Source organism: Corynebacterium sp. MSK297 (assembly GCF_030232885.1).
Taxonomy (GTDB): Bacteria; Actinomycetota; Actinomycetes; order Mycobacteriales; family Mycobacteriaceae; genus Corynebacterium.
Genome location: NZ_JASPGD010000004.1, coordinates 270064 through 281158, shown reverse-complemented (window position 1 = coordinate 281158; position 11095 = coordinate 270064). Strand labels below are relative to the sequence as shown.

General features: G+C 58.6%; 10 protein-coding genes and 1 tRNA gene. 2 read left to right on the top strand and 9 right to left on the bottom strand.

Annotated elements, in window-relative coordinates:
* Positions 1 to 112: 112 nt before the first annotated feature.
* A complete protein-coding gene (locus tag QP888_RS06415) occupies positions 113 to 511 on the bottom strand; it encodes a hypothetical protein (RefSeq protein WP_284812658.1) in 399 nt (132 codons plus the stop codon).
* A gap of 326 nt (positions 512 to 837) precedes the next feature.
* Positions 838 to 914 (bottom strand) — tRNA-Leu (locus QP888_RS06410).
* Between the two features lie 155 nt (positions 915 to 1069).
* On the opposite strand from QP888_RS06410, the gene QP888_RS06405 reads away from it, so the two are divergent.
* On the top strand, positions 1070 to 1900 hold the full coding sequence (locus QP888_RS06405; protein WP_284812657.1) for a DUF368 domain-containing protein: 831 nt from the start codon (positions 1070 to 1072) through the stop codon (positions 1898 to 1900).
* Here the strand turns inward: QP888_RS06405 and coaD are convergent.
* The 6 genes from coaD to QP888_RS06375 form a co-directional block, all read right to left on the bottom strand.
* A complete protein-coding gene (coaD, locus tag QP888_RS06400; protein WP_018120086.1) occupies positions 1897 to 2394 on the bottom strand; it encodes a pantetheine-phosphate adenylyltransferase in 498 nt (165 codons plus the stop codon). The genes QP888_RS06405 and coaD overlap by 4 nt on opposite strands.
* A gap of 98 nt (positions 2395 to 2492) precedes the next feature.
* Complete coding sequence (rsmD, locus tag QP888_RS06395) at positions 2493 to 3074, bottom strand: 16S rRNA (guanine(966)-N(2))-methyltransferase RsmD (RefSeq protein WP_284584865.1); 582 nt, start codon at positions 3072 to 3074, stop codon at positions 2493 to 2495.
* Positions 3075 to 3121: 47 nt separating this feature from the next.
* Positions 3122 to 5362: an ATP-dependent DNA helicase RecG gene (locus tag QP888_RS06390; RefSeq protein ID WP_284812656.1), complete on the bottom strand. Its 2241-nt coding sequence runs from the start codon at positions 5360 to 5362 to the stop codon at positions 3122 to 3124.
* Position 5363: 1 nt separating this feature from the next.
* A complete protein-coding gene (locus QP888_RS06385) occupies positions 5364 to 6992 on the bottom strand; it encodes a DAK2 domain-containing protein (RefSeq protein WP_284812654.1) in 1629 nt (542 codons plus the stop codon).
* A 19-nt stretch (positions 6993 to 7011) separates the two neighbouring features.
* Positions 7012 to 7695 (bottom strand): uracil-DNA glycosylase, encoded by a 684-nt coding sequence (locus tag QP888_RS06380; RefSeq protein WP_284812653.1) that lies wholly within the window; start codon positions 7693 to 7695, stop codon positions 7012 to 7014.
* Complete coding sequence (locus tag QP888_RS06375; RefSeq protein ID WP_284812652.1) at positions 7692 to 8705, bottom strand: thiamine-phosphate kinase; 1014 nt, start codon at positions 8703 to 8705, stop codon at positions 7692 to 7694. The genes QP888_RS06380 and QP888_RS06375 overlap by 4 nt, the downstream gene beginning before the upstream one ends.
* 41 nt (positions 8706 to 8746) lie before the next feature.
* On the opposite strand from QP888_RS06375, the gene QP888_RS06370 reads away from it, so the two are divergent.
* Positions 8747 to 9922, top strand: coding sequence for a DUF3515 family protein (locus QP888_RS06370; protein ID WP_284812650.1), 1176 nt, complete (start codon positions 8747 to 8749; stop codon positions 9920 to 9922).
* 103 nt (positions 9923 to 10025) lie between these two features.
* Here QP888_RS06370 and QP888_RS06365 read toward each other — a convergent pair whose 3' ends face one another.
* Positions 10026 to 11087 (bottom strand): D-alanine--D-alanine ligase family protein, encoded by a 1062-nt coding sequence (locus tag QP888_RS06365; protein ID WP_284812649.1) that lies wholly within the window; start codon positions 11085 to 11087, stop codon positions 10026 to 10028.
* Positions 11088 to 11095 lie beyond the last annotated feature (8 nt).

Sequence of the window (11095 nt, the reverse complement as noted above, 5' to 3'; positions counted from 1 at the left end):
GCGGCCATCGTGGTTATCCCTTTCGAGGAAGTGTGGTTATGGAATCGAAAGGTACTACGGTGGCCGTCGGCATCATTCATGAGGGCCCACCGTCAGTTACAGATACACCACACTAAAGGACGCAACCGACTGTGAAATCTTGTTTTCCCTGCTGCAACGACTGCGCAGTATGCCCACCCAGCGTTTTATCTAGCACAAATTCTTGCGGGATATTTTCGCTTCTCCATCCATAAAGCACATGGCCAGGCATGGAATCTAAGTCCGGCAAATATTCTTCCACCCCATTTACCAAGCGCTTGCCGCCGTTACGGTACTCCGGTACCCGAATACCCGGCACTACAGGTAGCTCTACTAAGAATTTCGCCTCGCCAGATCTCGCGGCCAATGCCGCCTTCCATGCAGCAAACTGCCCCTTAGTTGATGGCTCAGCAAACGTCGCATCGACCCAAAGATCCCACAAGTCGCGGTTAATCTGCGGCAAATCCTCTGGGCGAGCAACCTCAATACCCAAACATCGGCAATTATCGTGATACTCCCTGCCCCTACCAGTTTTCACCACAGTCTCACGAGAATAATCCGCACCACTTTTTTTCGTTTAGGTCGTTTAACCCTGTTTTTGGGGTCTTTTTTACAAATAAGCCCGCCGAAAACGGCCTTTTCCGTTCACTATTTGTAAAAAAGACACAATATGCTGGTCGAGGCCCCGGCCGGACACGCTTTTGTCGTTGAGTCCCACTTTTGACCCAGAACCGACCTAAATCAGACCAAACCAAACTGAGTCTAAAAACAAAAATACCCAAACTACCTGGCATTTGTCCTGATAGCTAGGGTTAAAGATGGTGCCCCAGGTGAGACTCGAACTCACACTGGACGGGTTTTGAATCCGTTGCCTCTGCCAATTGGGCTACTGGGGCGTGCGCTAAATAGCCTATAACACCATTACCGTAATTAACTAATCAGCTGCTCATAAGCTATTTTCGTGACCTTTAGAGAATGGCAGCAGCCACCAATTACCGACACTTCCCGGTTTGGCCATTACTGGCGCCACGCGATGCATATAATAGCGCGCATGGTTACTCATCTCCTCAACATTCTGCGCGGTGCGCTGATCGGTTCCGCAGAACTGGTTCCCGGCGTATCCGGCGGAACCGTCGCGTTGATCGTGGGCATCTATGAACGCGCCCTCCACAACGCCAACCTGCTGCTGAAAGCAAAATTCCGCGAAGTCGAATGGATCTTCCTGCTCACCATCGGCGTCGGCATGTTCGCCGCCGTATTCGGCCTATCCGGCATCCTGAGCTCTTTCGTGGAAGGCACCCCAGATGTTGCCCGCGCCCTATTCTTCGGCATGGTGGCGGTCTCCATCATCGTGCCGCTGATGATGATTGACGAGGACCTGAGCAAAAAGAAAGGCCCGGCGATCATCACGTTCCTGATCGCCGCCGGGCTCGTCGCATTCGTTACCGGGTTTACCTCCGAACCGAACCGGGACCCGTCACTGATCGCGGTCTTCTTCGCCGCAGCTATTGCGGTCTGCGCCCTAGTGCTGCCGGGTGTGTCCGGCTCGCTGATCCTGCTGACCCTGGGCCTGTACAACTTCGTCATCGGCTCGGTCTCCGACCGCGACCTCACCGTGCTGGCTGTCTTCGCCGCGGGTGCACTGACCGGCCTGGTGGCCTTCGTGAAGATCATCAACTACTTGCTGGACCAGCACCGCACCCTGACCCTAGTAGCCATGGCTGGCCTGATGGTCGGCTCACTGCGCGCGATTTGGCCCTGGCAGGGCGACGGTGATGCAAACTTCCTGACGCTCATCCTGATGATGCTGCTTGGCGCGGCCATCGTGGCGGCCTTCGTTATCGCCGACCGCACACAAATGAAAAAGAAGGCACAGGTTTAACCAAATTTTTCGGCGATGGCTTTGGAAACCGGCTCCGGCAACAGGTCCGAAACATCGCCGCCAAAGCGGACCACCTCTTTGACCAACGACGAAGAGGTATAACCGTATTTTTCATCGGTGAGCAAGAAATAAGTATCAATGCCAGATAGCCGCTTGTTCATCTGCGCCATCGGCAGCTCATATTCATAATCCAACGAGCTGCGCAGGCCTTTGACCAAACAATCAATGTTGTGCTCATCGGTGTATTTCACCAGTAGATCGCTCCAGGCATCGACACTGACGTTATCGCAATCGACGGAACGCCGGATCAACTCCATACGCTCTTCGACGCTAAACAACCCCTTCTTATTCGGGTTAGCTGTCACCAGCACCGTGACGTGATCAAAAGACCGCGCAGCACGGGTGATGATATCCACGTGCCCCATGGTCACCGGATCAAACGATCCCGGACACACTGCGGTGGTGCGTTTATTCTGCTGGGTATTATCGCTCATTGCTTCTCCTTGTGTTGCTGGGTAGTCGGAAAGCCAAGGCCCCGGAATTTTCAGTCCGAAATTTCAATTTCGGGGTGTTAGTAGCAGGCTTATAGATATCAGCCGTCGTTCTCAGTTCCACGGTAATTGGCCATATCCATCCGCGCTTTGCCGTAGGTGCGGCGTTTCAATTTCTGCGTGGTCGGAACAAAGCCTTCTGGCCACGGAGCTTCCGCTGAGCGCACTTCCCGCTCGATCACCACCATGGCATCCGGGTTCAGCACTCGTGGTAGCTGATCCAACAGCTCTGCCAGCTCGTCGTTGCCTACCGCATAGGGCGGGTCTGCTAACACCAGATCAAAGCGCTCACCAGTGCGCGCAACATAATCCAGCGCGGGTGCGGCAACCACATCAATCTGGGCGTCTATATCAGCCAACACGGCAGCATTGCCACGGATGATTTCGCAGGCCTCCTGGCTGGCGTCGACAAGCACCACCCGGTCTGCTCCCCTACTGGCAGCCTCCAAACCCAGTGCGCCGGAACCAGCAAACAAATCCAACACCCGCGCGCCGGGAAACTCCAAACGCGCATTCAACGCAGAAAACAGCCCCTCCCGGGCGCGGTCACTAGTCGGGCGAGTGCCTTCTGCGGGCACCGCAATCTTCCTGCCACGGGCACTGCCTGCAATAATCCGAGTCATGCCCACCAGTGTAACCGGCGAAAACCTGGCAAACCGCGCTAGCCTAGCTAGGTCTTAGCTAAATACTCGTAGCCATCATCGTCAATGCCTGCGACCATCGCGCGTGCCATCGCCACATCGTGTTCGATGATGCTTGCGGCTTGCACCTTCGCCTGCTCGATCAGCGCGGAATCATTCTGCACATCCAACAACCTCAACTGCGAATGCACACCAGACTGCTCAGTACCCAAAACGTTGCCTTCCCTGCGGTGCGCAAGATCAATCTGGGCAACAATGAAACCATCATTAGTACCCGCCACCTGCTGCAAGCGTGCATTCGCCGGGTGGCCCTCCGGAGCCAAAGTGTGAAACAAACACACCGAAGGCTGGGTGCCACGGCCAATACGGCCACGCAATTGGTGCAACTGCGAAAGACCAAAGCGCTCCGATTCGCGCACGATCATCATGGTGGCATTAGGCACATCCACCCCCACCTCAATAACGGTGGTGGAAATCAACACGTTGATCTCACCAGCAGCGAACTTCTGCATCACCTCTTCTTTATCCGGCCCGCTCATCCGGCCGAACAACACACCAATGCGCGCGCCTGCAATCTCCGTGGGTACGTCGTCCAGAACCTCACGCTTGGGTGGCTCGAAAGCAGCAAACAAACTGTCCTGCGGCAGCGGGCGCTCATCCTCGCCATAACGCGCACACGGGTCCACCTCTGCCAGATCCTCCGGGGCGGAATTCGGCATAGCCACCGGCGGGATCTCCGCACCCAGCTTCAGGGCGAGCTCAATCACCCCACCCGCACCATCAATGCGTGGGGTGACCACATACGCCTGGCGTCCGGCCGCGAGTTCTTCTTCCAGCCGGTGCCACATGCGATCGGTCCACCCCTGCTGCTCATGCTGCACCACCGAAGAACTAATCGGCTGGCGCCCACGCGGGAGCTGCTTGATCGTCGATTCCGCCAGATCACCAAACACCGTCATCGCAATCGTGCGCGGAATTGGCGTTGCCGTCATCACCAACAGGTGCGCCACCGGGTAGGTCTTCGCGCGCAGCTTATCGCGTTGCTCCACACCAAACCGGTGCTGCTCGTCGACAATCACCAAACTGAGCTCGCAAAACTCCACCGTATCTTCCAACAAAGCATGCGTACCGATGACAATATCCGCCTGACCAGAAACAATCTGCAACAGCGCCTCACGCTTGGCTTTCACCGGCATGGAACCAGTCAGCAACACGACGTTTGCCTCTACCCCTGCCGCGCGCAAGGTAGCGGTGATGCTGCGGGCGTGCTGCGTCGCCAAGACCTCCGTCGGAGCCAACAACGCCGCCTGCTTATCGTTATCCGCCGCCTGCAACATCGCCGCGAGAGCAACCACCGTTTTGCCGGAGCCCACCTCGCCCTGCAGCATGCGCGACATCGGGAAATTACGCTGCATTTCCCCGCTGATCTCAGATAACGCCGATTCCTGATCTTCGGTGAGCCGGTAGGGCAAACCGTCGACAAGCTGGCGATATTTGTCCCCCGGCGGCAAGGGGTTGGCACTAGCCTTTTGCGCATCCAACCGGCGCAGCGCCATCACCAACGCGAGGGTGAGCGCTTCTTTGTCCTTCAGTGTTTCCACAGCCGGGCCATTGCCAAGAAAAGGTGGAAAATGCAGATCCCACAAAGCCTCATTCAGCGTCATACCGCCATTGGCAGGATCTGGCAACAGCGGCATCGTGCGCAAAGATTCATAAATCGCGCCTAAAATCCGCGCAGATTCCAGCCCACCTTTTTGCCGGTAAATCGGAATGAAAGGCTGGGCCGCAAGATAGCCGGTCAGCCCCTCATAGCGCTCCAGCTTTTTCATCGCCCCACTGCTGAAAGCTTTCTTCGGCTTACTATCAGGGCCTGTAGAAGAATTACTAAACACCAAGCATTGCGGGTGCGTAACAGTCAGATGCTTCTGAAAAACCCGCACCTTACCGGTGACCATGATCGTCGCACCTTTCCACACCCCAAAAACCTGGTGGTGGAAAAACACCAAAGTCACACCGTTGCTGAGAGAAATCTCGGTGCGTTTTTTACCCGTATCAATCTTGTCTGCTTTCACCACCGTCGAGATAAAAGTAATCGGGTCGGCAGAATTAAGATCCTCATCCGTGATGATGTCATCGCGGCGCGAGAAAACGCGGGGGAAATACGTGATTAACTCGCCGCACGTGTTGATCTCCAGGGCCTTGGCAATTGCCTTGGCTTCTTTCTCACCGACGACGTCGGCAAGGTCCCGGTCATCACGCCAGCCCAGCACGTCATTCCACCCCTAGTTCAATTGGCCCTGTTTCCGTGGCAAATACGATGACTTCTACGCCCAACTTAGCCAGTGCCTCGGCGTCAATAGCGGCCGGAATCGGGGTGAGCACGGTGATCTGTTCCGCATCGTCTCCCACCAGCTGAGATGCTATGCGTAGTACTTCGGGGCCGAGCTGATCACCGAACTCGGTTGGGTTTTCGATTATTGCTGTGCGCATGGCATTCGCGGCCTCACACATGATTTCGGTGGCTTCGGCTGGGGGCAGGGTTTTGTCGTACACCGAAATCGCGGCAATGCCCGCGCACAGTGAGACGGTTTCGATGACCTCTGCGCCCTGGGAACGCCACTGCTGGTGCTGCTGGGCGTTGGTGTAGCCGTTGCTGAGCACAGTTAACTGTGACATCTCCGCCATGCTGGCAGCTGTCACTGCACCGGGATGAGAGCCACTGGCGTCGGTGAATGCACCACCGCGATGCTGCTGCACAAAGTCCTGTGGCGCGAGCACATGCGCACCTGCTTGAGCGAAGAGCTCGGCGATCTTCGCATCATCCACCAAAGCCACCAGTTGCCGGTGTTTACTCACAGGCCGGATAACTTTGTCATTGCCTACTTCCCCAGCTCCAGAACCAGTCCCGGTCGCATCCTCAGCACCAACGCCAGCTTCCTGGTTGTCGCCGTCCCCATCTGCTTCCGCTGCCTGGCCATCGGGTAGCACCTCCAGGCGAATATCGCTCGGGCGGCCATGCGCCAGGCTTTCTTCAATCACTGCCCCTGCGCGGTGACTGTGAATGTGCACGGTGGCCTCGGTGTCGTTGACGCGGGCGATGATCAGGCTGTCGCCCAATGGTGCGATGCCGGCTTCGAGCTGGTCGACGTCGCCGGTGAAAAAGAACATCACTTCCAGGTGGTGGCTGCGGTTCTGGTCGGCGTGGGAGACGAAGGTATCGGTGGCCAGCGCACTGGCGTGTGGTTCTGTGCGGCCTTCGAGTTCGTCCACCAGCGTTTGCAGCAGCACTAGTAGGCCTACTCCCCCGGCATCGACGACGCCGGCTTCGCGGAGTTCTGGCAGCTGCGAGGGCGTGGCGGCGAGTGCTTGTTCACCGGCGTGGAGGGCGTCGCAGGCGGTGGTAAGTAAGTCTGTTTCTGTAGCTTCGGTCGCTGCCGTGGGATCCGCTGCCTGTGCGCAGGCGCGCAACACACTGATGATGGTGCCTTCTACCGGCGCGGCAATGGCTTTTTCTGATAATTCCACTGCGCTGTGCAACGCTAAGCGCAACTGTGGGGCTTGCAGGCAGCTATCTGGGCAAGAATCGGCAATGCCGCGTAGTACCTGTGAGAGGATCACCCCGGAGTTGCCACGTGCTCCGCGCGCAGCGCCCATGGCTAGTGCAGTAGCAACGTGGTTATCTGGGGTTTCGGTGGCTTGGGCCAGGGCCGAATCCATGGTGAACGACATATTCGAGCCAGTATCGGAATCCGGTACCGGGTACACATTCAGCCCGTTGATTTCGCTGTGCCGACGCTGCAGCTCTGTAGCGGCGCGCTGCGCCCAACGACGCAGACCTGCCCCGTCGAGGCGGGTGGCAGGTGCGGTGGCGTCGGCAAGAGTATCTGGGCGCAAAGACATGATGTTCTAGCTTACAATCTTATAATTGCCAATCAATTGGCTGGCAGCCCTGGTCTGTCAGGTACTGGTTGGCGCGGCTAAACGGGCGGGAGCCGAAAAAGCCGCGGCGTGCCGAAAGTGGTGACGGGTGTGGGCTGGTAATCACTGGACAGTCGAGGAATTTCTCGCATTCCTGGGCTTGTTTGCCCCACAGAATGGCCACCAAGTTTTCTGCCGGTAGGGCGCGCAGGATGGCTTCAGTCACGGCCTCCCAGCCTTGTTTGCGGTGTGAGCCTGCTTGGCCCGGCGCGACGGTGAGCACCCGGTTGAGTAGCAGCACGCCTTGTTCGTGCCAGGGGCGTAGGTCGCCGTCGGCGGTCACGGCGTGGCCAGTATCGGCGGCGAGTTCTTGGTAGATATTCGCCAGTGAACGTGGCGGTGCCCCGGTGGCTGCCGGGTGGGTGGAAAACGACAGTCCCATCGCGTGCCCGGGTGTTGGGTAGGGGTCTTGGCCGACGATGAGCACGCGGACCTTCTCCAGAGGTAGGGACAGCGCGCGGAAAACGTCGTCCTCTGCTGGCAGGTAGTCTCCTTGGCTGGCGTAGCTCATGGCCGCGATGATCTCGTCGCTCACAGTGGACAGTGCTGGGTACCAGGACTTGTCGACGCGATTGAGCAGGCCGGGCCAGGCGGAGAGTTTCTGGGCAAGCTCAGTATCGGTCATTGGAAAGACTCCCATCCTTGGTTGGCTGCGCTGTGTTGGATTGGTGTGGCATCCATACAGACATTGTGCTGCGCGGATTTCGTCCCGGCGGTGATATCACCGATGCGCCGGAAGCCGGACGGCGCGGATTTGGCCGTGGTTGCAAGCAGGGTGTGGTCTTCTCCCCCACCGAGTACCCAATCCCAGGGGTCAATGCCGAGCACCTCGCCAGCGTGGACGAGCAAGTCATCCGGGGCGAGCGCGGCAGAGTCCAGATCGACGCCTACCCCAGAACGTTGGCACAACAACTGCAGTTCGCGCAGCAACCCATCCGAGTTATCCGTCATCGCCGAAGCCCCTGCGGCACGGGCGATCATCCCACGGTTGGGGCTGAGCCACGGAGCGCAGTGGGCGTCGACAAGCGAAGTCAGCTCCCGGGGAATACCCGCCCGGCCAAACCGCTCCAACAACGCCAGCCCGGCGGCCGACCACCCCAGACGACCATGGGCAACCAGCTGCTGCCCGGCGCGCGCCCGGTCCAAAGTCAGCGGGCTACGGGAACCGCCCAACGAACCCACAGCGGTAATCGTGACGATGAGCTGGTTCGACTTGGTGACATCACCGCCGACCAACTCAGCGGTGTACCGGCGGGCCCGGGTGCCAATGCCTGCAGCAATACCGCGCACGACCTCCAGCGGGGTCTCCGGCGGGGCGGACAGCGACAACAACACCGCAGTCGGGCGCGCACCCATGGCCTCAATATCGGCGAAATTTTGCAGGATGGCTTTCTGTCCCACCTCTTCTGGGCTAGACCAATCCAGGCGGAAATGTCGGCCTTCCACCAAAGTGTCCGTGGCGACTACCGTGCGCGAGTTGGGTTGGCCCGGAAATAGTACCGCGGCATCGTCACCGTTAATCACTGACGGCGCAGCTTCGGTAATGGCCTGGATGACCTCACGCTCACTGACTTCACCGAGGGTACGGCGAGTTGGCTGGACTGTCTTGGCTGGCTGGGTTGGCTTATCGCTCACTCATAGCCTTTCATTCGATGCTGTTCGTTAGACTTTCGATTATGACTGCAGATCCCACCAACAGTGCAGAAAATGCAGATAGCGCAGATGGCGCTTCACCAGACAACGAGCTGGCAGCTACCGACCCGGTGGAAGGCATCGGCCGCGCCCCGATTTACACCTCGCTGGGCTTATCACTAGGCCTGGTCGCGGTGGTATTAGCGGGTGCGCGCATCATTGGTGGTGGTGCCCCGACGGTGACACTATCGGATTTGCCCGCCGAACACGCAGATTCTGCCGAATGCCAACAGCTTATCGACTCGCTTCCCGACGAAGTCGCTGACCTCCCACGCGCAGAAATCGCCGAGCCCGCCCCCGCCGGTGTGGCCGCCTGGGCCGCCGGAAGCTCTGGTGCTGGCGGAAACTACCGAGACCAAGTGAGCCTGCGATGTGGCGTGGACACTCCGTTCCAATACAGCGAATATTCACACACGCAAGTGGTTGCAGCCGACGGTGCTAGTTCTAGTGAGAACTCTAGCGGCAGCTCAAGTGACGGTAATACAGCAACCGAATGGCTCGAGGTACAAGACCAAACCCCAGGTTCAACGCTAACCACCTGGTATTCCACCAACCGCTTTCCGACGGTCGCGGTCACCGTGGACCGCGCAGGCGGCAACGCTGCAGAAAATGACGGTGCAGGCACTGGCGCTGCCGGAGAAAATACAGAGCAGGATAGCGCTGCCGCCACTTCCCGCGAGGCCCACAAAGCCATCGCACAATTGACTGGGGCAACAGAGGCCTTAGAACTTCGTAAGCACCAACCGCACCCGGCCCCGTTATCTGAACTCGCCTCCGGCAGCTCCGACGACCTCGCCGCCTGCCAGCCACTGATCAGCGCCGCCCAAGATGGTTTCACCCCGGCCGAAGGCTACGAACTGTACGACGACACCGCCAAAGACACCATCGCCTGGACACACCCGGGCTACGAGCCGATCGTGCTGCGCTGCGGCATCGCGGACCCCGACGTTCCCCTGGGTGAGCGTTTGCAACAAATCAACGAAGTGCCGTGGTTCGAAGACACCGTGCTTGCCGACGGCACTACTGCCTCCACCTGGTACCCGTTGGGTCGGGAAGTTGCGGTAGCAGTATCGACGCCGCAAGCTGCTGCGCAAGAATCGCTCTCACGCATCACTGAGCTGCTGAAGCAACACACTGCGGCCGCCCCCAATGCCGGCTAGCGCGCCGGGCCGACCTAGCTAGCTGCTAGCGCGCCAGCGCGGTCTGAGTCGCTAGCACTCCGGCGCGGTCTGGGTCGCTAGCGCGACAGCGCCGTCTGGGTCGCTAGCGCGACAGCGCCGTCTGGATCATGGTATCCAACAGCTCCGGGTAGGCAACACCACTGGCCTGGAATACCTGCGGGTACATCGAAATCGGCGTAAAACCTGGCATGGTGTTGATCTCATTGATCACCGGGCCGGATGCGGTAACGAAGAAATCCACCCGTGCCAGTCCCTGGCAATCAAGTGCCCGGAATGCGGCCTGCGCCATGTCCTGCAGCTGGCCGGTAAGCTCGTCATCATACGGGGCCGGAATGGTCGGGGTGACAACGTCGGCAAGATACTTAGTTTCAAAACCATAAAAGCCCTCTTCGCTGGCAGCAATATTGTTCAGCTTCGCTGGCACGGAAGCCACGATGCGGCCATCTGGATACTGCAAAACACCAACCTCGACCTCATCGCCGACGATCTCGGTTTCCACGATCGCCTTGCCTGCCACATCCGCATCACGCGCAGCATCCAGCGCAGCCGGGAAATCCTGCCAATCAGTGACCTTGGAAACCCCAATCGAGGAGCCACCGCGGGCCGGTTTCACAAACACCGGCAGGCCTAAACGCTGCTTGTCGTCGTCGGCAAGCACTTCACCTGCCCCGACGACTGCCTCCGGGGTGACCGGCAGCTGCTCAGCAACCAGCAGCTTTTTCGTGTACTCCTTGTCCATGCTCGCCGCCGAAGACAACACACCGGTGCCCACATACGGAATATCGGCTAATTCCAGCATGCCCTGAATGGTGCCGTCCTCACCAAACGGTCCATGGAGGACGGGGAAGACCACATCGAACTCTGCATGCACTTTACCGGTGGTGAGATCGTGCAGCACCCTACGCTGCGGGTTCAGCGATAATGCAAGCTCGTCACGCAGCGTAACTTCCGGCAACTGGCCAGCAACAATTTTTAAGCCCTGCTCGCCTACCGTGAACACACCGTCTTTAGTGATGCCGACAGGAATAACCTCATAACGGTCCGGGTCCAAGTGAGCCATGACCGCCGAAGCGGATACGCAAGAAACCGAATGCTCGGTGCTCCGACCACCATAAAATACTGCCACGCGCGTCTTGTTTGTCATGCGCGTCA